Source organism: Actinomadura viridis, from assembly GCF_015751755.1.
Classification (GTDB): Bacteria; Actinomycetota; Actinomycetes; order Streptosporangiales; family Streptosporangiaceae; genus Spirillospora; species Spirillospora viridis.
This window is the reverse complement of the sequence record NZ_JADOUA010000001.1, coordinates 7,444,249-7,465,440: the sequence shown is the minus strand read 5'-3', so window position 1 is coordinate 7,465,440 and position 21,192 is coordinate 7,444,249. Positions and strand designations below refer to the sequence as shown.

Below are 21,192 nucleotides of genomic sequence, written 5' to 3'. Positions count from 1 at the left end.
AGACATGAGTCAGATAGCTGGATCATGCCCGCGGTTCCCCCAGATCACTCCGGTTTTCCCCTAGTTCAGGCACTCCGTGCCGCCGTGCCCCGGCCGCCCCGTACCGCCTCTGACCGGCGGCGGAGCCCGCGGAGCGTCCGCCCGGCCCTCGGGCGCGGCCCGGCTCCCCGGCTCCGCGGCTCCCGCCCGGTCCGGCCCGTCCGGCCCATCCCGGCCCGTCCCGTCTCTGACCGGCCTGTGCCGTTTACCGAACTCTGTGCACATCTGCCCGTACAGCGGGCCGTGCCGGGGGTACAAGAAGGACGTGAGCCCTCACAAGCCCTCCCGGTCACCTGTACTCATGCTCATGGCGCCCTGGCCGGACTGCGCGGTGTCCGGTTGCGCGGAACGATCCTTCGCCCCCTATCCCGGCTGCCTCGGCCATCTCACCCCGGACGAACTCGCCGACCTCATGGCCGGGCTGCGCCCGGGAGCCGACCTCGACCTGCGGGGCGTCACCGTGCCCGAACGGGTGCTGACCACCCTGCTGGAAGCGGTGACCGGCCCCGACGGGCACCCCCACCTGGGACGGAGCCGGTTCGAGGGCGCGGTGCTGCCGCCCTGCGCGTCGCTGAGCCGGGCGTGCTTCGAGGGCGACTGCTCCTTCGACGGCGCGCGCTTCGCCGGCGCCGTCTCGTTCTTCGCCGCGCGGTTCCTGGGGAACGTCTCGTTCCGCGGGGTCCGCTTCGGCGGCAACGCCTCGTTCCACGGGGCGCGCTTCCGGCGCCACGCGGCCTTCGACGAGGCCGTCTTCGCCGGGGACGCCCTGTTCGGCGAGACGGCCTGGGGCGCGGACGCCTCGTTCACCCGGGCCGTCTTCGCGGGGGCGGCGGCCTTCGACCGCGCGCGCTTCGGCCGCGACGCGGTGCTGCAGGCGACGCGGTTCGGCGGGGACGTCTCGTTCCGGCGCGTCCAGGTGACCCGGCACGCCCGCTTCGAACGCGCGCGCTTCCGGCGCGACCTGTGGCTGGGGCCGATGGCCGCCGGGGGACGGCTCGTCCTCACCCACGCCACCGCGCACGGCGGGCTGCGCGTCGACGCCGCGGCGCGGCACCTGGCCGCGAACCGGACGGTGGTACGGGGCCCCGCGGACTTCCGGCTGCGGCACGCGGAGCTGGACCTGGAGGACTCGGTCTTCGGCGCGGACGTGACCGTACGGTCCCTGTCGCGCCCGTTCCAGCACCTGACCGAGCCGGGCACCGCGCCCGGCACCGCGCGGGTGCTCTCCCTGAGCGGGACGAGCGCGCCGAGGCTGGAACTGGCCGGCATGGACCTCAGCCGGTGCCGCTTCAGCGGGCTGGTCCACCCCGGCGGCCTGCGGCTCACCGGGCACTGCTCGTTCGCGACCGTCCCGCGCCGGCCGCGCCGCCGGCCGCGGTGGCGGGCCCGGACGCCGACGCCGTCCCGGCCGGGCCGGCGGGTGCGCGGCCGCACCGTGCTCGCGGAGGAGCTGGCGGGCTCCCGCCAGGGCCTCCAGACGCTGTACGAGCAGCTCGCGGCGGCCGCCGCCGACCGGGAGCTGGCCCGCGACTTCCGCTACCGCGCGCGGGAGATCCGCCGCCGGGACGACCCCCGCGCCCGGAACCGGTGGCTGCTGCACCTGTCCTGGCTGACCTGCGGCCACGGGCTGCGGACGGGCCGGATGCTGGCCTGCCTGGCGGTGCTCATGGTGCTCGTGGCGGCCGGCGCGACCTGGGCCCGGCACGGCCAGCACACGTCCGCCCCCGTCCGCCTCCGCCCCTACCAGCCGGCACCCGCGGACGCCACGTACGCTCCCCGACCATGACCCACCAGAACGGACAGCACGAACAGCACGAACAGTACGGACAGCACAGCGAGGACAGGCAGCACGGGCAGGACAGCGAGGACAGGCAGGACGGCCTCTTCGTCTACGGCACGCTGCGCTTTCCCGAGATCCTGGAGATCCTCCTGGGTCGCGTCCCCGGCCTGGCCCCCGCCTCCGCGCGGGGCTGGCGGGTACGGGCCCTGCCCGGCGTGGTCTATCCCGGCATGGTCGCCGACCCGGGCGGCATCGCCGACGGGATCCTGATCAGCGGGCTCACGGACGCCGAGCACCGGCTGCTGGACGCCTTCGAGGGCGACCCGTACGGGACGGCCGTGCTCTCGCTGGAGGGCGGCGCGGGCCTGGCGCGCGCCTACGTCTGGCTGGGCCCCACCGAGCCCCGCGACTGGGACCCCGCCCACTTCGCCGAGCACGAGATGGCCGCCTTCGCCGATGACTGCCGCGCCTGGCGCCGCGCCTACAGGGAAATTAGTTCGCGCTGAAGACAGGATTCTGCAGGGCGTCGGCGGCGGCCGGGAACCCGCGCTCCGGCGCCCTGACCAGTGCCTTCGCGGTGAACTGCCGAAGGACGTCGCCGATCGGACGCGGGCCGGCCGGATACCGCCGGAGGTCGCGGAATTCCTCGTCCGGGTCGAGCGGGAGTGGCACGCGGTGGCGAGCGGGGCGGGCAAGGCGGGCACCCTCGGCCCGGGTTCCGATACCTCTTCCTAACCTCCCGGATACCCGGCGCGGGAGCCTTTCGACGATAACCACGGATGAATTGTCAGACCCTTGGGGAATCATTCGTGGTATGAGCAGAGACTCCCATTCGGGGTTGCAGTGCCCGCACTGCCGCACGCATCTCGCGCTCGTGCCCGCGCCGGGCACTCCGACGTCGCCGACCCCGCCGGCCGTGGCGGCGGATCCGCCCATCCTCGTCCGCGAGGAATGGAGCCCGCCACCGGTCGGCGAGGTGCTGGCCGAATACGCCCACCGGACCAAGGACACCGCCACCGCGCTCAGGGGCGCCGCACGCGTCCGCGAAAGCCTCAACAAGGCCCGCCAGGCCGCCGCGAGAAAGCGGCTGGAACAGCGGTCCGCGCGCAGCGCCTGAGCGCCGGGGCACCGCCCCCGGAAAACCGTTCCCGCCGGCGATCACTAAACGATCACACCCGGGATACGGCCGGTGATACCGGTCCTTCAGGCGTCTCCGGTCACGGGCGTCTTCCCGGTCCAGTCAAGGCACACCACCACCGCGTCGTCCAATGGGTCCGAACCCTGATGGTGGGCGATGAACTGCCGGATAAAGGTGCGGACCGCCTCCGAGGGATTCTGCAGCCGGGTGTCGCGAAGGGTCTGGAGAAGCGCGATCGCCCCGTACAGCTCCCCGGTGGCCGACTTCGCCGTGTGCACCCCGTCGCTCACGACGACCAGGCGGTCTCCGGGCTCCACCACGAACTCCTCGGTGGTGTAGTGGGCGTCCCCGAACATCCCGAGCGGCAGCTGCGCCTCGAAATCGAGTTCCTCCGTGACGCCGCCGCGCATCCGGTAGATGTTCGGCGATCCCGCGTCGATCGCCCGTACCCGCCCGGTCTCCAGCTCGAAGTCCAGGAGCAGGGTGGCGACGTGCCGGGTGCCGCGGTGGTGGGCGTAGAGGGTCTGGTCGGCGAGCGCGGCCTGCTCGGCGATGTCGGCGCCCGAGCGCCGGGCGTTGCGGAGCGCGCTGATCGCCAGGTGGGTCAGCGCGGCGGCCTCGGTCCCGTTCCCCATGCCGTTGCTCACCGTCAGGGTGAGCCGGTCCTTCCCGACGGTCCAGTCGAAGTTGTCGCCCCAGACCGCGTAGGCGGGTTCGAGCTGCCCGGCCAGATGGAACACGTCGGTCTCGCACGCCCGCCCCGGCAGCAGGTCCCACTGCATCTCGGCGGCGAGGGTGAGCCGGTTGCGGCGCCGGATCCGGCGGTAGAGGTCGGTGTTGCTGTCGGCGATCCTCAACGCGCGGGCCAGGACGGTGGCGGCGGCCTCCAGCGCGTCCCGCCCGCCGGGCTTCAGGCCGTCGCCGGGCTCCGCACCGCCGTCGCCGGACTCCGGGCCGCCGCCGGACTCCGGGCCGCCGCCGTCCAGGCCGCCGTCCGGGCGGGGCTCCACACCGCCGGACTCCCCGCCGCCGTCCGGGCCGGGCTCCACACCGTCGTCCACACCGCCGTCCGGGCGGGGCTCCGGCAGCCGGACGCTGAGCACGCCGATCCGTTCGCCGTGGACGGTCAGCGGCAGATGGATCGCGGGCCGCGCGCCCTGCTCCTGCACCACCTGCTGCGCGGCGTAGGCGTGCCCCTCGTAGGTGTTGTCGATCCGGACGGGCTCGCCTTCGCCCAGGGCCGGGACGAGGAACGACTGCCGGTAGTCCGCCAGGAGGACCTCCGCGTCGGCGGCGTCCACCAGCCTCCGCACCACCTGTCTGGCCGTGTCGAGCAGCTCGTACGGCTTGGCGTTCCAGAGGGCGTGCTCGAGGTCTCGGAGCAGGGCCGATCGCATGTTTCCTCGCCGGGGGTCGGCCGCCTGGGCGATTCCCGGGCGAGCTTTGGTGGGCTGAGATGCCGCGACGGACGCGGTTGTGTAACAGTGGAGGGTATGGTCGCGATGCCGGAGCAGGGAGCCGCCGAGTCGGCCGCCGCGCTCGACGAGGCCGCCACCACCCTGATGAACGTGTTGGCCCGTGCTCACAACGGCCCTGACGTGCCGGTCCCCGCCACCCAGCTGCGAGCGCTGTTCGTGCTGGAGCGGGGCCCGGTCAACGTCAGCAGCCTCGCCGCCGAGCTGGGCGCGCTGGTCTCCTCGGCGAGCCGGCTGTGCGACCGGCTGGAGGCCGGCGGGCTGCTCATGCGCGATCCCGGGCGGGACCGCCGCGAGGTCACGGTACGGCTGACGGCGGAAGGCCAGGCCCTGCTCGACCGGCTGCGGCTACGCCGCCGTGAAGAGCTGGCACGCGTCCTCTCCACGATGTCGTCCCCCGCCCGCGCGGCCCTCCTGTGGGGGCTCTCGCAGTTCCATGAGGCGGCCTCCGGCACACCGGACGGGAAGAGCGGCTCCTCCTTCTCCATGCCCGCCTGACGGAGACGGATTCTCCGTCCCGCCACCCGGGAACGGCGCCCGAAAGGACGCGTCCCGCCCGACAAACCGTTGCCATTTGGCAAATGTAGCGTGCGCTCGCCCCGGAGCACACACAGAGCCCACAGTTGGCCATGCCGGCCGCGACGGTACGCCCGGGAGGCCGCCCGCGTCCCGCACACGCCGCCGTGGAGCGGTGACCCACCGCGACACCCGGCGGGCGGACCCGCTCCGCCCCCGCGGATGTACCCGCCCACCCGGAACGCGCCCGCCTGGCCAGGCCGGACGGCGCCCCAGCCGGTGGCGGTACGACCGAGATCTCCCTCATGTCGAGGATTTCCTTATTTTACGTAATGACACCTTTTAGTGGTCGCCACGGAAATCCCACCCGGACAGATTCGGGTATAACAACACCAATCTCTGCCCGGCCGAATGGGTCCCGGCAAAGAAACCCATCCGTTCACCGTGAATTCTGAGATAGCCCGGCCGTACGGCGCTAGCATCCCGCTCGACGACGACCGCCAATGGCATTCCGGATGATGGAATGCGATCACATCACGGGGGGCTTTCCTGATGCGCCGTGTCCGCTCCGTCCCGGTCACCCGCCGGGTCAGGACGCGCATTCTGCCCGCGGCCGGGCTCGCGGCGCTGATGGCGCTGCCGGCGGGCTGCGGGGGCACACCGCCCCGCCCGGCGGCGGCCGGCGGATCGCCGGCGACGTCGCCCGCCCCGGCGGCCGGGCTGCCCGAGAGCACCACCCACACCACCGTGCGGGGCGCTCCCCGGGACCTGACGCCGACGTACGTCACGGACGGGCTCGTCGTGCACCCGTCCACGCCCGCCCGGGTCCTGGACGCGCCCGGGGGCCGCCCCATCGCGACGCTGCCCACCACCCAGCTGGGCAGCCCCACCTGGGTGCCGGTGGTGGACCGCTCGGGCGGGTGGTACCAGGTGCTCCTGCCCAGCAAGCCCAACCACGCCACCGGCTGGATCCCGTCCGCGCAGGCCGGGCTCCGCACCGCGCGCACGCCCTACCTGGTCAGGGTGGACGTGACGCGCCGCCGGCTGGCGCTGTACAGGTCCGGACGGCCGGTCGGCCGGTGGAGCGTGGCGGTCGGCGGTGCCCGAACCCCCACTCCGGCCGGGCGGACGTTCCTGCTGGCCCTGCTGCGACCGGCCAGACCCGAACCGAGCCCGTTGCTGATCCCGCTGGGCGTCCACTCGGCGACCCTCGACACCTTCGGCGGCGGCCCCGGCACGGTCGCCCTGCACGGCTGGCCCGACCGGTCGGTCTTCGGCAGGGCGATCAGCCACGGATGCGTGCGCGTGCCGGAGGACGCGCTGCGGGCCCTGTCCCGGGTTCCGCTCGGAACCCTCGTGCTCATCACGGGCTGACCGGCACGCGCCGGACGGCCTCTCGTACCCCGAAAGAGGAGACCAGATGCATACCAGCGGGCCTTCCAGGAAGACCCTGACGGGGGCGGGCGTGCTCGCCGCGGCCACCGCTCTCGTGACGGCCGCGGCCGCCCTCCCGGCGATGGCCACCGGGCCGGACGGCCCGGCGGCGTTCGCCAGCGCGGCCGCGTTCGCCCAGCCCTCAGCCCCGCCCTCGGCGCCGCCCTCAGCCCCTCCCACAGGATCGGCGCAGGGGTCCGCCTACGGCCTGGCCCTGATGGGGCCGGTGTCGCTCCCGCCCATCCCGGCGGTGTCGTCCCGCGGCGCCGAGGTCCGCAAGGACCTGGCCCGCGCGAACGAGCCCCGGCTGCTGACCGCGGCCGTCACCGACGTCGGGGCCGCCTCCCAGCGGGCCGACTCGACGGTCACCAAGCTGCGGGTGCCGGTCGCGCGGCTGAGCGCCGACGTGATCTCGGCCAGGTGCGACGCCGGCCGGGGCAGCGCCCAGCTGGTGAACGTGGACGTGGCGGGCAAGCGGCTGCTGTCCGCGCCGCCGCCCAACACCACCATCCCGATCGAGATCCCCGGCGCCGGGAAGGCGTCGCTGACCCTGAACCGGCAGCGGCGGCTCCCGGACGGGCGGCTGTCCGTCACCGCCCTGGAGGCCACCCTCCCGCTGGGCGCGCTGGGCTCCCAGACCCTCAAGGCCGCCTCGGCCACCTGCGGGCAGCCGGTGAAGCGGCCGGAGGCGCCCTCCGTCCCGGCCCCGGCCCCCGCGCCCACCCCGATCGAAGGGGACCTGGCCGTCACCGGCTGACCCGGGAACGGCGAGGCACGATGTGAACCGTCAGGAGACCGGACCCCTTCGCGGCCCGGTCTCCTGACGCGTCGGGGACACCTTCCCGGGCACCTTCCCGGGCACCTTCCCGGAGGCGGGACGGCTCCCGGATTCAGGACGGCCCCCGGAGGCGGGACGGTGCCCGGAGGCGGGACGCGCCGTTCGGCCGGCCGTGCCGCGGGGAGTCAACTCGCCAGAGTCTTCTCGAAATGAACGATCGCGCCGTTCCTGTCGGCGCGATCCATGATCTGCAGGTCTTCGGTGAACGCTCTCATGAGCTGGAGCCCCCGGCCGCTCTCCGCCACCGGGAGGGCCCGCCTTCCCCGTTTCCAGACCGCGGCGTCACCGGAACAGCCTCCGTCGATGACCTCCACGACGCACTTCACCCCGTTCATATGGGCGCGAACCTCGTACTCCCGGCTGGATTCCGCGTGCTGGATGACGTTCGCGCACGCCTCACCCAGGGCCAGCGCGATCTCGGCACGAATCTCGGAGGTGACTCCCAAGCCCCGCAACGACGCGTCCAGCGTGTGCCGCACCAGTGGCGCGCTCTCGGCGTTCCGGGGCAAGGTCATCTCGATCACGACCTCCATGGCACCTCCATTCCCCGTCGATAGATCAAGACTTCCCGATGCGCTCCCGCAGAAACACAGCGCAGCGCCAATGTGACCGAGTCGTGGACGTTCCGCATGGAAAGGAAAACCTTCGGCGCGGGCACTGTTCCGGTCTGGAAAACAATGACGGGCCCACCCTGGGCCTATTGCCTCGATAATCGTCCGCCGCGCGTCCGCTCGTCCCGCCCTCGCGCGCGCGGCTGCTAGCGTCCCCCGACGTGGAGAACGTGTATGTGGGGAACGCCGCCATCGACGCCGCCGGTGACCGCGGCTGGCTGCTGGGACACTTCAAGCCCCTCGGTGATCTGCGGCACAGTGACGACGTCGAGATCAAATGGGGCACCCATCCCCCCGGTGACCGCCGGGCCCGCTGGGCCACGGGCGAGCGGCGCACCGCGCTGCTGGTGCTGATCAGCGGCCGGTTCCGGGTCGAGCTGCGGGGCCGCAGCGTCCTGCTGGGCAAGCAGGGCGACTACATCGTGTGGGGTCCGGGGGTGGACCACTCCTGGTACGCCGAGGAGGAGTCGATCGTCCTGACGGTGCGCTGGCCCTCGATCCCGGGGTACGCCGTGCCGGACGCCGAGGACGGGCCCGTGAACGGGCTCGGCGCCGGCACGGCGGACTCCTGATCCTTCCTGGCTCCGCGGGGTGTCCCTAGGGGACGAGTTCGCCCCGGCTCTCACCGCCCGCGTCGGAGTCTTCGGCGCCGGAGTCTTCGGCGGCGGTGGCTTCGGCGCCGCCGCCGTTCCCGTTGCCGTTCGCCGGGACGACGCGGAGCTCGAAGTCGCCGTCGTAGAGCTCGTGGCCGGTGATGACCGCCGACTCCACGGCCGCCTCGCCGCGTTCGCCGCGCAGGATCAGCGGGTCCCTGCGCAGGTCGCGCATCAGCGCCACGCACATGCCCACCATCACCAGCATGAACGGGACGGCCACCAGGATGGTGAGGTTCTTCAGGCCGGTGAGCGCCGCGTCCCCGCCGCCGCCGAGCAGCAGCATGACGGCGGCGACACCACCGGTGAGCACGCCCCAGACGATCACCACGGCACGGGTGGGCTCCATGCTGCCGCGCTGCGACAGCGTGCCCATGACGATCGAGGCCGCGTCCGCGCCGGAGACGAAGAAGATGCCCACCAGGAGCATGACCAGCAGGGTGGTGACACCGACGATCGGGTACTCGCGCAGGACCGCGAACAGCTGCCCCTCCGGCGTCGCCTCGTCGGTCAGCCGGGCGCCCTCCGCCTCCAGCCGGGTCGAGGCGCCGCCGAACACCGCGAACCAGACCAGGCTGACCGCGCTCGGCACCAGGATCACGCCGCCGACGAACTGGCGGATGGTCCGGCCCCGGCTGATCCGGGCGATGAACATCCCGACGAACGGCGTCCAGGAGATCCACCAGGCCCAGTAGAAGACCGTCCAGCCCGACAGCCATCCGGCGACGCCCTCGCCGCCGGTGGCCTCGGTGCGCCCGGCCATCTGGGGCAGGTCGCCGATGAACGCGCTGATCGAGGTGGGCAGCAGGTCCAGGATGTGGACGGTCGGCCCGACCACGAAGACGAACAGCAGCAGCGCCAGCGCCAGCACCATGTTGATGTTGGAGAGCCACTGGATGCCGGCCGCGATGCCGGAGACGGCGGAGGCGACGAACGCCAGGGTCAGCACGGCGATGATCATCACCAGCACGCCCTCGCCGACCTCGGACGACCAGCCGGCCACCTCCATCCCGCTGCCGATCTGCAGCGCGCCCAGGCCGAGCGAGGCGGCGGAGCCGAACAGCGTCGCGAAGATCGCCAGAATGTCGATGACCTTGCCGACGCCGCCGTTGGCGTGCCGTTCGCCGATCAGCGGGGTGAAGACCGCGCTGATCGACTGGCACCGGCCGCGGCGGAAGCAGCTGTAGGCGATGGCCAGGCCCACCACCGCGTAGATGGACCAGGGGTGCAGCGTCCAGTGGAACAGCGTGGTCGCCATCGAGGTCTCGACCCGGTCCGCGGCGGGCGCCGTGGGCGCGTGCGTGCCGGGCGGGGGCTCGGTGAAGTGGGTGAGCGGCTCGTTCACCCCGTAGAACATCAGGCCGATGCCCATTCCGGCGCTGAACATCATGGCGACCCACGACACGGTCCGGAACTCGGGCGTCTCGCCCTCCTTCCCGAGGGTGATCCGGCCGTACCGGCTGAACGCCAGCCACAGCGCGAAGACCACGAACCCCGAGGAGGCCAGCACGAACGCCCAGCCCGCGTTGTGCATCGTTCCGTTCAGCATCGAGGTGGAGACGCTCTCCAGCGAATCCGTGGCGACACCGCCCCAGACGACGAACGCGAGGGTCAGGACGGCCGTCACGCCGAACACGATCCAGTCGGTCCGGGGTGGCCGTGCCTCACGCGGCCCCCCGGACGGGGATGTCCCCATGATCTCGTCGCCTCCGCGCCCGTCCGGTTTCACCAGTGCTCCTCCGGCATCTTCTGAAAGAATTTCAGGATAGCCATGTAAACCTAGAGGTCGGTTCGGACGTCGGGCAAGACCTGCCCCCACTCATCGCGACATGTCCGCCACGCGGAGTTCCCCGAGCGGGGCGTTCAGGGGCCGAAGAGGAGGCCGGCGATCGCCTGCTTGAACCGTGCGAGCGCCAGCGATTCGCCCGCGAAGCCTTGCAGGACGTGCAGGAGCGCCTGGAGGCCGCCGGGGTAGTCGAGACAGGTGCGGATGATCTCGTAGGTGTCGGAGCGCGCGTCGGACGATCGCGGGATCACGCTTCTGATCTCCACGGGCAGGGCGCTCACCACCCGCTCCCGGGTACGCTCGCCGGCCATCTGGGAAAGGTCCAGCGCCCGGTCGACCAGCTCGAACAGGACGTCGTTGGGCAGGGCGCCGCCCTCGTACCCCCAGGCGCCGGGGCCCTTCCCGGGGTCCTCCTCCAGCATCCGCGCCAGGAACTCCTCCAGGGCGTCCCCGGTGACCGCCGGGAGCATCGCTTGCTCACCGGATCCGGCCGGCGCGAGGTCGTTCGTCTCCCCTTCCGCCGGTTCCTCCGGAGGGCCGTCCGGCAGGCCCCGGCCCGGCAGGGTGACCCAGGCGGTGGTGTGGGTCTCCTTCACCTTGATCTCGACCCGCCGGTAGTCGCGCCGGTCCAGCAGCCCCCTGCCGTGCCTGACCACGTCGTCGTAGACGCGCTGGGAGACGATCAGGGCGAGGTCGGCGCCCGACGCGCGCAGCAGGTCCTTGAACGGGCCGGCGTCCAGGATCCGGAACGCGTGGTTCACCGCCGTGCCGACCAGCCCGGCGCCGTCCCAGTGGACGTCCCCGGTGTGCACGGCGACCCGCAGCCGCATCCGCACCGCCGGGCTGGAGAACTCGTTGTGCCGGCGCACCTCCGCGCGCAGCCGCTGCGCCACGGAGGTGATGAGCAGCGCCGGGTCGATCCGCGGCGGGACGACCACCATGACGCCGTCGCCGCGGTCCTCGTGGTAGCACTCGGCGAGGGGGATCCCCTCCGCCTCGAAGCTGGTGCGCAACCCGTCGTACAGCCCCTTCCTCACGTAGGTGCGGGCGTCGTCGGTACGACTCGCGTCGCCGAACGAGGCGACGTCGCAGAGGAACTGTGAGCAGAGACCCGACGGATGCCATCCGTCGCGAGCGGATCCTGACATGTCAACCCTCGGTCTGGGCGGGCGGCTGTGGTCGGAGGCACTGTGGTCGGGGGCACTGTGGTCGGGGGCACTGTGGTGGGGGGGCCGTGGTGGGGACGCCGTGGTCGGGGACGGGTTCGGGCGGGCGTTCACAGCGGGGGCGGTTCGATGTCGCAGTCGAGCAGGTCACCGCCGGCCGCCGCCCGGACCTCGGGGTGGTCCGCGCCGAGGACCGCGCCGAGCGCGGCCGGCGTCCCGGCCCCGGGCGGGGCTCCGGCGCCGGACGAATCTCCGGTCCCGGGCGGGTCTGCGGCGCCGGACGGAGCGCCGGGGTCGCCGAGGGCCCGGCAGATCATCGCGTGGTTGTGGGCGCAGGCCAGCGTGTACGGATGGGTCGGCCCGTGGCGCGCCTGGAAGCGTTCCCGGGTACGGGTGGACAGGTCGTGCGCGGCCTCCAGTTCTCCCAGCAGGTAGAGGTCGTTCGCCATGCCGACCGCGCCGCACAGCGAGTAGTAGTGGTCCGGGCCCATCCAGCCGCCCCGGCGCGGCGCCGCCAGGACCGTGCGGTCCGCCTCCAGCGCGGCCTGGACGTCCCCGGCCGCGCGGAGCACGATGGCGAGGTCGACGGCGCACGCGCGGGTGAACGGGTGGTCGTCGCCCAGCGTCCGGCGGTAGCCCGCCCAGGCCCGTTCGGCCAGGTCGCGGGCGGCTCGCGGGGATCCGGCGGCGGCCTGGGCCAGCGCCGCCGTGACGGTGGCCGCCAGCGTGTCCGGGTGACCGGCGCCGAACCGCCGTACGTGCGCCTCCAAAGTCTCGGTCGCCAGGCGGGCGGCGTCGTCGAAACGGCCCGCCTTGCGGAGCGTCCCGGCCTGGCCGGCCCTCGCCCGCAGGACGAGGGAGTGGTCGGCGCCGAGCAGCCCGGCCGCCCGTTCGAGGACCGCGCCTCCCGTGCGCAGGGACTCCTCGTACCGGCCGAGGCCGTGCAGGTCGCGGGCGAGCCGCACGGTGACCCGGACGAGGTCTCGGTCCGCGAGGTCGCGGTCCGCGGGGTCGAGGCGGCGCAGCCGTTCCCATGCCTCCGTGTCCAGGGCGTGCGCCTCGTGGAACCTGCCGAGCAGGCACAGGTCGGTGGCGACGGCCCCGGCGGCGGCGAGGGTGTGCGGATGGTCGCCGCCGTACCGCTGGTCCCTGCGCCGCCAGGTGTTCTCGTCCAGCTCGTGCGCGGAGGGGAAGTCGCCCTGGAAGCGCAGATCCGCGGCGACGCCGTCGGCGGCGAAGAGCACGCTCGGATGGTCCGGGCCGTACGTGCGGCGGGTCCGTTCCAGGGTCGCCTCGCCGAGCCGGGCGGCCTCCTCGAAGCGGCCGAGGGCGCGCAACGCCTCCGCGAGGACGCGGGCGATGTCGAGCACGAGCGCGTCGTCCTCGCCGTGCCCGGACCGCCACCGCGCCATGGCCTCCGCCGCCAGCTCGCGACACCCCTCGAAGTCGCCCGTCGCGTACAGGAAACGCGCCTGGTCCAGGACCACACCGCGCGCCTCGGCACCCTCGGCGTCGATGATCCCGGAGGGGATGACGTGCGGGGTGATCGCCGTCCTGGCCGCCCAGGTCGTCTCGTCCTCCGGTCCCGCCTCCGGGGTCGCGGCGGCCAGGACGCCGTGGACGGCGTCCCGCAGGCGGGCGCGGGCCGGGACCGGCAGGCCGTACGCCGCGACCGTCCCGGCCGACGGGGAGACCTGGAGGGCGAGGGTGCCGCGGTCGGGGTCCCCGGAGAGGAGGCCCAGCCCGGCACGAGCGACGGCCCGCATCGCCGCTGCGAGGGCGTCCTCGTCCGCGAGGAGCCGGGCGAGGTCGGCGCCCGCACCCGCCCCGGCCTGCCCGGATGCCGTCCCGAGCGAGGCGGCGGCGACCGGTGCCGTACCGAGGTGGCACCAGAGCCCGAGGAGACCGCGCGCGGCCGGGTTCTCAGCGCCGAGCCGTTCCACTGTGAGGGTCAGGGCCGTGGCGTACGGAGCGGGGAGGGCGACGGGCGGCTCCCGTCCGGCCGTTTCCCGGGCGCGCTCGGTGAAGAGGTTCATGTACTCGCCGGCGCCGCGTCCGGTGGAGGCCAGCCACAGACCGGCCTGGTCAATGGCCCCCGGATGGTCATCGAGCAGTGCGGCGAGCCCGTCGGCATCGGGCTCCGGCAGCCCCGGCACCCTGTGCCTGAGCAGCGCGACGCTCTCCGGTCGCTCGAAGGCGCCCACCTCCACGGCGGTGGCCTCGTCCGCCCATCGGGCGTCCCGCGAGGTGACCAGGACGTCACCCGAGGACGACGCGCGCGGCATCAGGGGCAGCAGGTCCGCGGGATCGCCGGCGCCGTCGTAGACGAGCAGCCAGCGGCCGTGCGGGACGCCGTTCCGCAGCGCCCGCAGGAGGTTGTCCACGGTCACGGCGGCGTCATCGCTCCGCGGCGTGCCCAGCCGCCGGGCCAGGGCGGCCAGCGACGCCCGTACCGCCGCCGTCCCGGCCGCCGGGATCCACCACACGAGCCCGTACTCGTGCGGACGCGTGTGGACGTACTCGGCGGCGAGCCGCGTCCTGCCCTCGCCGCCGGGCGCGTGACCGGGCAGGGGCAGCAGGACGGTGACGGCGCCGCGCAGCCTCTCCGCGATCTCGCCGAGAAGACCGGTCCGGCCGGTGAAGGCGGCGTCGCGCGGCGGCACGCCGCCCCGGACCGGGCCGTCGCCGGGCGGCTCGGGTACGGCGGCGCCCGGATCCGCGGGCGGCGCCGTGACCTGGCCGTTCCCGGTCGCCCGCGCATCGACGGGCCCGCCGTGCACGGGGCGGGACGCCTCGTCGGCGAGCCGTTCGGCGATCTCGCCGTAGCGCCCGCCGAGCCGCCGCAGGACCCGCGCGGCCACCTGGGCGAACGGCTGGTCGGGCGGCAGCACCCCGGCGTCCCGGCGGACCGCCGCCAGCAACGCCGGGAAGTCGAGCGAGGAACCCAGCCTGTCGCGGACCGTGTCCCACACCTCGCGCAGCACCTGCAGCGCCTCGTTGCGGCGCAGCCCGCCGAGCAGCACGTCCCGGACACCATCGTGGAAGTCGTAGGCGATGTCGTACGGATCCGGCCTCCCGGCGCCGGGGCCGGGAGCGGCGCCGGCGCCGGCGCCGGACCCGTCCACGCGCAGCAGGCCGCCCAGGAACACCTCGGCGAGGTGGGCGGGCGTCGAACGCGGCAGCATCGCCTGCTGCACCAGCCTCATCACCGGCAGCCGCAGCGGCGCCGCGGCCAGGTAACCGGCCAGCTCGAACGCCTTCGGCGACGCGGACGCGCGGAACCGCAGGACCCGGTCCAGCGGGGACGGCTCCCCCGCCGGCGGCTCCGTCACGGGATCCTCGGTGACGGGCCGCCCGGTGAACAGCGCGGCCGTCGCGATCTCGTGCCCGGCCCCGGCGATCATGGCGGCCCAGGGGCCCAGCCAGCGCGGCGCCGGTTCCATGACCGGCACGGCGACACCGGGCGGCACGGCCGCGCCGCGCTCACGCATCCGCGCCGCGAGGCGGGCGTTGGGCACGCCCGGCCCCGGAGCCCTGAGCCGCACCTGCGCCGTGGCCGCGCCGCACCGGGGCCAGAGCCGCTGCGGGAGCGGCTGGACGATCGCGACGGGTCCCGCGCGGCCCCACCGTTCCAGCAGCGCGGCGGCCCGCCCGTCCCACCAGGCCGCCCCGATGCAGTCGCTGGCGACCAGGACGATCCGGCGGTGCGCGGGACCGCCCGGCTCGTCCCCGCCCCGTACCGCCACGGCGTCTGGTCCCGGGCCGGTACGGAGCGTCAGCCGGGCGGCGTCGGAGTCCAGGTAGCGGACCCGCACGTCCCGGAACGCCCCGAGCCGTTCGAGCAGGAGCCGCAGCTCGTCGGCCGTGTGCCGCCACACCGCCATGGAGGCCGCGACGTCCACGACGAGGACCAGCTCGAACCGCCGTTCCGTGGCCGGCCGCAGCAGCGGCTCCCAGATGCCGGTCTCGGCGAACCGCCGGGCGGTGCGCTCCTCGTCCAGCCGGCCGGGCAGCGGCGACGGGGCGGACACCCGCAGCGGCCGGAGCGCCCGCGCGATCCTGAGCGCGCCCGGGACGGCGGGCAGGGTCGGGCTGCGGACGGGGAAGGACGCCGTCGTGCCGTCGCCGTTGAGGAAGAGCCCCGCCTCCGGTACGGGTGCCGGTTCGTCCGCCACGGCGGGATCACCGGTGCCGCCACCGGTGCCGCCACCGGCGCCGAGGTCCCTGCCGGTGCCGGTGTCGTCTGAGGGTGGTGTGCCGGGGGCGCTGGTCTGGGGGCCGGTCGCCGCGGGTGCCGCTCCGTCCCGGCCCGCCTCGTCGGGCCCGTCCTCGGCGGGCCGGCCGGCCTCGTCGGCCTGGTCGGGCTCGTTCCTCTGTTCCGCCGGCCTGATCGCCTTCGCGTCCGCGTCCGGGCCCGTGCTCATGCCCGTTGCGGTCCCGGCCCGCCGGGGTTCGGCGGCGTCGGCGGACGAGGGGAGGCACCGGGCGAGCCACAGCGCGTCCGCCAGTTCTTCCGCCGAGGGCGGCGGGTCCATGACCCGCAGCGCCTCGACCAGCCGCTCGATCATCCCGGGCCCGTCACGTCCAGCGGCCGGAGGAGCGCCTCCACCAGCTCGCGCAGCGTGCTCTCGGGCGGCCGGGAACCCGAGGTCGCCAGGAAGATCGCGTTGAGCAGCTGGTCGGTGGCCAGGTCGCCGCGGGCCCGGCGGTCGAGGAACTCGGCGATGAGCGCGCGGCCCGACGTCCGGGCCTCCTCCCCGAGGTGGGCCGCCACGATGTCGGCCAGCTGCTCCCCGGTCGGCGGCTCGATCGCGACCCGGACGCAGCGGCGCAGGAAGGCCAGCGGGAACTCGCGCTCGCCGTTGCTGGTGATGATCACGATGGGGAAGTCGGCGCAGCGCACCCGCCCCCGGCTGATCGGCGCCCGCCCGCCGTCGTCGGCGGTCATCACCTCGACGGGCGGGCCGTCGGGCAGCCGCTCCAGCTCCGGGATGGTGAAACGGCCTTCCTCCAGCACGTTCAGCAGGTCGTTCGGCAGGTCGATGTCGCTCTTGTCGAGCTCGTCGATGAGCAGGACGCGCGGCCGTTCGCCGGGCAGCAGCGCGGTCCCCAGCGGCCCCAGCCGGATGTACCGGCCGATGCCGGGCACGGTGCCGTCCACCTCGCCCGCACCGGCCGCTTCCGTCGGCCCGCCCGGCCCGCCCGGCCCGCCCGGCCCGTCCGGCACGTCCGGCCCGTCCGGCTCCTCCCGCTCGTCCGGCGGGGCCCCGGCGGTGTCCGGCCGCGCCGCCGGGCCGGTCCGGCTCCTGCGCAGGCTCGTCTCGTGCACCCGGCCGATCGCGTCGTACTCGTACAGCCCCTGCTGGAGGGTGGTACGGCTGGAGACCGGCCAGTACAGGATCGGTTCGAGGCCCAGCTCGTAGGCGATGTTGTACGCCAGGGTGGACTTCCCGGCACCGGGCTTCCCCGTCACCAGCAGCGGGCGCCGCAGGTACAGGGCCGCGTTGACCTTGTCGACCACCCGCGGGTCGGAGCGGTAGGAGACGGCGCGCTCGCGATCGGCCGGCCGGATCGCCTCCCGCGCCTCCGTACCGGCACCGGGCCCGAACCGCCGCCACGGCGGGGGCGGCGGCAGCCGGTCGATCCCGTCGTGCGGTGCGCCGCCGCCACGGTAGACGCGCCAGTCACCGTCCCGTGGCCCGGGGCCCTCGGGTACGGGGTCAGTTGTCACCATGCGGCCCTCCGGAGATCGTTCAGGCTGGTGGCTTGAGCCGCTCGTACGGCTCGGGAACTCGGTCGGCGTCGTCGAAGACCAGGGCCAGATGCAGGCCCAGGTGCTCCTCCCCGGTGGTCGCCCCCGCGTCCACCGCGTCCCCCTGCTCGCACGATCCCCCCGGCTCCCCCGCCCCCTCCGGCCACCTCGCCGCGACCGGGCCCGTCGCGCTCGTCACGCCCGTCGTGGCCTTCGTGGCCGTCACGCCCGTCGTGGCCGTCACCGCCGTCACCGTCGCCGCCGTCGCCGCCGTCGCCCTCGCGAGCACGGCCTTCCGGCGCAGCTCGCGCACCCTCTGGGGGAGGGACAGCGGGTCGGAGCCGAGCAGCGCGCGGACCTCCTCGGCGAACCGGACCGGGTCGCGCTCGTCCCGGCACCAGGCGACGATGGGAGCGCCCGCCTGCAACCCGACCCACACCTCGTCCACCGGGCCGGGCGCCCCCTCACCCGGCGGGAACGCCAGGGCCAGCCCGACCGCCGAGGGCTCCGAGAGGAGCGTGTACAGCTCCTCGCCGTCGTACCGTCCCGGCTCGCCGATCCAGGTCACCGTCGCGCTCCCCGGCTCGTCGCGCAGCCGCTCCCACTTGCGCCGCCAGTTGTGCCGCAGTGCCTGGTGCCGCAGCCGGTCCAGGCTGCGCATGACCACCGGGTGCTCGATGCCCAGCCGCCGCGGCAGCCCGGCGACCGTGATCGTGAACTGGTCGAACGGCAGGTTGAGCAGCTCGCGCGGCAGCACGAACTCGACGGTCAGCTCCGGGTTCTCCCGCGCCGCCACCCTGCTGTCCTCGACCAGCAGCGCCTCGACCAGGGCGGGCAGCCGGCCGAGCGGCTGCGGCTCCTCGTCGCACCGCAGCATGACGCCGGGCTCACCGGCGAACTGCAGCCACGCGCTGATCAGGAAGCGGTCCGGCGCCGCCCCGTCGGGACGGCACTCGATCACCAGGAAGGCGTCCCGCCCCGCGGAGGCGGCGGAGGCGGCGGGGGCGAGCACCGGCCGGCGCAGGGCCCGCAGCCGCTGGAGCCGGTCGCGCCCGAGCCCGAACCGCTCGGCGAACCGGCTCGTCCACTCGTCCAGCGCGGTCGCCGTGGCGCCCTTGGCGTATCCGGCCAGGTCGTCGACGAAGACGAGCAGCGGCGGAACCCCGTCCGTCCCGAGCGGCGCCTCCTCCAGCTGCGCGACGACGTCCTGGACTCCGCGCAGCCCGCGGTCCGGCGGCGGGCCGACCGGGCCGACCGCGCGCCGGTAGAGAGCGGGCAGCGCGGCGAGGTAGAACTCGTTCATCCCCTGGGACTCCAGGGCGAGGACGAGCTCGCGCAGCTCCCGCCGTTCGGACGGGCGCAGCAGCGGCTCGGGCAGCAGCTCCTCGACGATCGCGCGGACCGCGAGCATCGGGCGGCTGCCGCGGTGGAACGTCTCCACCGCCTCGACCAGCGCGTGGATCCCGCCGGGGCAGGCCAGGCACGCGTCGACCAGCTGCCACACGTCGTGCAGGTCCCGCTCGTGCCGGACCAGCGGGAGACGATGTCCCAGCCCCCGTTCCAGCACCGAGATGCAGAGGTCGCGGGTGCTGCGCACGCGCATCCCGTCGACCCGCATGAACGCGGCGACGAGCCGCTGCTGGTCCTCCACGTCCAGTGACCTGGTCACCATCCCATGCTCCGAAGAGTCAACCGCCCCACCGGGGGCGCGGAGGGCGCCCCCTTTTTTGATCATGTCGAAAGGGACCGGGAACGCCGCAGGGCATGGCCGAATCCGGCCGGAATCCGGTCGGTGAGCAACCCGGAACCGGCCCGAGGAACGCCCGCGTCCCGGTATTCATCCCGCTATTTACCCACGCGTCATGCGCCCGAGTGATGTCGTATGACACAACCCTCGCGGCGGGCGCGGCAATCGGGACGCCGCAATCAGCGAGCGGCAATCAGCGCCCGGGGGCTGCCCCGGCGGGAGAAACGTCCAAGGGCTTGTCGGCGGGCACGAGAGGGGACGCGTCCAGATCGGCCTCGGGCGCGGAACGGACGTCCCGCACACCGAGGACCTCCGGTTCCGGCGGCGCCTCCCGCCGGGCGCGCTCCGGCTCCGGTTCCCGTTCCCCGCGCCGCCGTCCGGAGCCCACCAGGGCGGTCACCGCGACCGCCATGACCGCCATCACCCCGGTGACGAGATAGGCGGTGGTCTCGGGGGTCAGCTCGGCGACGAGGTAGCCGCCGCTCAGCGCGCCGAGCGGGACCGCTCCACCGGTGACGAACCGGGTGATGCCGGTGATCTTGCCCTGCAGCTCGCGCGGCACCGTCGCGGCCTTGTGGACCTCCAGCGCCACGTTCACATGGGCGCCCATGTAGCTGCAGCTGCCCCAGGCGATCAGCCCGACGATCGGATGGCCGGCGACCGCCACCACGGAGACCAGTGCCAGCCAGATCCACACGCACCGGACCACGATCCGCCGCGGCGTGCGCCTGCGCAGCGCGCGGGGCGCGGCGAGCGCGCCCGCCAGCCCGCCGATGCCCGTGGCCGACAGGAAGAGCCCGATCAGCGAGCTGGAGATGCCCCGCTCCTGGGCGGAGACGATGAGCAGGAGGACGATCGCCTGGAAGAAGAAGTTGGCGATGGCGCAGACGACGAGGACCGTGCAGAGAAAGGAGTCGTTCGCGAGTAAGACGCGGCTCGCCTTGATCCCGCCACCGGGTCGCGGCGCCCCGGCCGGTTTCCGGCCGGCCTCTTTCCGGCGACCGGATTTCTTCTGCCGGAACGCCTTCCAGCCGGACGATCTCCCACCGGACGACGCCTGGCCGGTCACTTTTCGCTTTTCCACTCCGCCGGTGATTCTCCGGCCGGCATGGCGGATCGCCGTGAAAGCGCCTCCGCGACCTTCTCCGGCCGCCGACATCCTCGACATCAGGTAAAGCGAGAAGAGGGACGTCAACGCGTCGACGACATACGGCAGGAGCTGCCAGAGGCCGAAGAGGAATCCGCCGAGCGGCCGGCCGGCGACCTGGGCCATGTGAATACGGGCCTCGTGCCTGGCCATCGCCGATTCACGCCGGCCGCCGCGCTCGACCTCGTTTCCCGCGGCGTTCCGCCGCTCGACGCCGTACACGATGTCGCGGACCGCGGCGATCTCCGCTATCCCGTAGAAGACCGTGCTCGTACCGGTCATGACCACCGCCGCGATCAGCAACCAGGACGGCCCGTCCAGCAGCCAGAGGCCGAGCACCAGCAGCGCCGCCGACAGCACCCGCACGACCTGGCTGACGTGCATGATCAGCCGCCGGTCGGCCCGGTCCGCCAGCCACCCCGCCGGCAGGTGGAAGAACAGGCCGGGGAGCGCGCCCGCCGCCGTCGCCCAGCCCGCGGACACCGACGAGCCGTCCAGCGCCAGCGCCAGCAGCGGGGTGGCCGTCCCCGCGCCGACGGCGCCGAGCTGCGACGCGGCCGACCCGGCCCACAGCAGCTTGAAGTCGCGTTCCCAGATAAGATTCGACATCTATTCTCTACTGACAGGCGATGGCGTTCTCCCGTCATTCTTTAATTCCATTCAGCCGGGCAGCACCAGTGACACGCCAAGGCCGATCCAGCACTAGATCACATACGGCCAACTCCCGACCAAAATCACACACCCCATGCGCGCGGACCTGAAAAAGCGAAGTGCCCGCGGCGGACCGGCCACTCGGCACGGTCGGCGCAAGCGGGGTCAGGCGCTATCGGCACCGAAACGCTACCGAACACCAACCGCCCGCGCCGGACTTCCCCGAAGTCCGGTCCGCACGAGGGGCCGGGCCACTCTCCGTCCGCGCCCGGCGCCGGACAGGGCGACCACGTCCCACCCGGCGGATGGAAGGGCATCCCCTCGCTCAAGCCGTTCAATCACGGCGGCGCACGAGAATCTCAGAAAACCGCGCGATCATGGTCAGGCGCATTTGCCGAATCGCCGGAACGCGCGATTCGCAGTGGCGCGCCCGCCACGTCCCGGCACCGCGGACCGCGC

General features: G+C 73.9%; 15 protein-coding genes. 7 read left to right on the top strand and 8 right to left on the bottom strand.

Features of this window, described 5'->3' with window-relative positions:
• Window positions 1–346 precede the first annotated feature (346 nt).
• The 3 genes from IW256_RS33885 to IW256_RS33875 all read left to right on the top strand — a co-directional run bounded on the left by IW256_RS33885 (window position 347) and on the right by IW256_RS33875 (window position 2,936).
• The gene (locus tag IW256_RS33885) at window positions 347–1,825 is read left to right on the top strand and encodes a pentapeptide repeat-containing protein (protein ID WP_197014817.1); all 1,479 of its coding nucleotides are present in this window, start codon (window positions 347–349) and stop codon (window positions 1,823–1,825) included.
• Complete coding sequence (locus IW256_RS33880) at window positions 1,822–2,325, top strand: gamma-glutamylcyclotransferase family protein (protein WP_197014816.1); 504 nt, start codon at window positions 1,822–1,824, stop codon at window positions 2,323–2,325. The genes IW256_RS33885 and IW256_RS33880 overlap by 4 nt, the downstream gene beginning before the upstream one ends.
• A gap of 308 nt (window positions 2,326–2,633) precedes the next feature.
• On the top strand, window positions 2,634–2,936 hold the full coding sequence (locus IW256_RS33875) for a hypothetical protein (protein WP_197014815.1): 303 nt from the start codon (window positions 2,634–2,636) through the stop codon (window positions 2,934–2,936).
• Between the two features lie 86 nt (window positions 2,937–3,022).
• On the opposite strand, the gene IW256_RS33870 is transcribed toward IW256_RS33875, so the two are convergent.
• Window positions 3,023–4,354, bottom strand: coding sequence for a PP2C family protein-serine/threonine phosphatase (locus tag IW256_RS33870; protein ID WP_197014814.1), 1,332 nt, complete (start codon window positions 4,352–4,354; stop codon window positions 3,023–3,025).
• Between the two features lie 96 nt (window positions 4,355–4,450).
• Here IW256_RS33870 and IW256_RS33865 point away from each other — a divergent pair, with 96 nt between their 5' ends.
• The 3 genes from IW256_RS33865 to IW256_RS33855 all read left to right on the top strand — a co-directional run bounded on the left by IW256_RS33865 (window position 4,451) and on the right by IW256_RS33855 (window position 7,139).
• Window positions 4,451–4,930 (top strand): MarR family winged helix-turn-helix transcriptional regulator, encoded by a 480-nt coding sequence (locus tag IW256_RS33865; RefSeq protein WP_197014813.1) that lies wholly within the window; start codon window positions 4,451–4,453, stop codon window positions 4,928–4,930.
• Between the two features lie 570 nt (window positions 4,931–5,500).
• The gene (locus IW256_RS33860; RefSeq protein ID WP_197014812.1) at window positions 5,501–6,322 is read left to right on the top strand and encodes a L,D-transpeptidase family protein; all 822 of its coding nucleotides are present in this window, start codon (window positions 5,501–5,503) and stop codon (window positions 6,320–6,322) included.
• Window positions 6,323–6,368: 46 nt separating this feature from the next.
• Window positions 6,369–7,139, top strand: a complete 771-nt coding sequence (locus tag IW256_RS33855) for a choice-of-anchor P family protein (RefSeq protein WP_197014811.1) — start codon at window positions 6,369–6,371, stop codon at window positions 7,137–7,139.
• A gap of 206 nt (window positions 7,140–7,345) precedes the next feature.
• Here the strand turns inward: IW256_RS33855 and IW256_RS33850 are convergent, their stop codons facing one another.
• Window positions 7,346–7,753, bottom strand: coding sequence for an ATP-binding protein (locus tag IW256_RS33850; RefSeq protein WP_197014810.1), 408 nt, complete (start codon window positions 7,751–7,753; stop codon window positions 7,346–7,348).
• 239 nt (window positions 7,754–7,992) lie between these two features.
• Between IW256_RS33850 and IW256_RS33845 the strand changes: the two genes are divergently transcribed.
• Window positions 7,993–8,403, top strand: coding sequence for a cupin domain-containing protein (locus IW256_RS33845; RefSeq protein WP_197014809.1), 411 nt, complete (start codon window positions 7,993–7,995; stop codon window positions 8,401–8,403).
• Between the two features lie 25 nt (window positions 8,404–8,428).
• Here IW256_RS33845 and IW256_RS33840 read toward each other — a convergent pair whose 3' ends face one another.
• From IW256_RS33840 to IW256_RS33815, 6 genes are all read right to left on the bottom strand, one after another.
• Window positions 8,429–10,111, bottom strand: coding sequence for a BCCT family transporter (locus tag IW256_RS33840; protein WP_307829276.1), 1,683 nt, complete (start codon window positions 10,109–10,111; stop codon window positions 8,429–8,431).
• Between the two features lie 236 nt (window positions 10,112–10,347).
• Complete coding sequence (locus tag IW256_RS33835) at window positions 10,348–11,418, bottom strand: effector-associated domain 2-containing protein (RefSeq protein WP_197014808.1); 1,071 nt, start codon at window positions 11,416–11,418, stop codon at window positions 10,348–10,350.
• 128 nt (window positions 11,419–11,546) lie between these two features.
• Window positions 11,547–16,004: an FxSxx-COOH system tetratricopeptide repeat protein gene (fxsT, locus tag IW256_RS33830; protein WP_197014807.1), complete on the bottom strand. Its 4,458-nt coding sequence runs from the start codon at window positions 16,002–16,004 to the stop codon at window positions 11,547–11,549.
• The gene (locus tag IW256_RS33825; protein ID WP_197014806.1) at window positions 16,001–17,170 is read right to left on the bottom strand and encodes an AAA family ATPase; all 1,170 of its coding nucleotides are present in this window, start codon (window positions 17,168–17,170) and stop codon (window positions 16,001–16,003) included. Before IW256_RS33825 ends, fxsT begins: the two co-directional genes overlap by 4 nt.
• A 19-nt stretch (window positions 17,171–17,189) precedes the next feature.
• Complete coding sequence (locus IW256_RS33820) at window positions 17,190–18,857, bottom strand: VMAP-C domain-containing protein (RefSeq protein ID WP_197014805.1); 1,668 nt, start codon at window positions 18,855–18,857, stop codon at window positions 17,190–17,192.
• A 271-nt stretch (window positions 18,858–19,128) separates the two neighbouring features.
• Window positions 19,129–20,691, bottom strand: a complete 1,563-nt coding sequence (locus IW256_RS33815; RefSeq protein ID WP_197014804.1) for an MFS transporter — start codon at window positions 20,689–20,691, stop codon at window positions 19,129–19,131.
• Window positions 20,692–21,192: the final 501 nt, after the last annotated feature.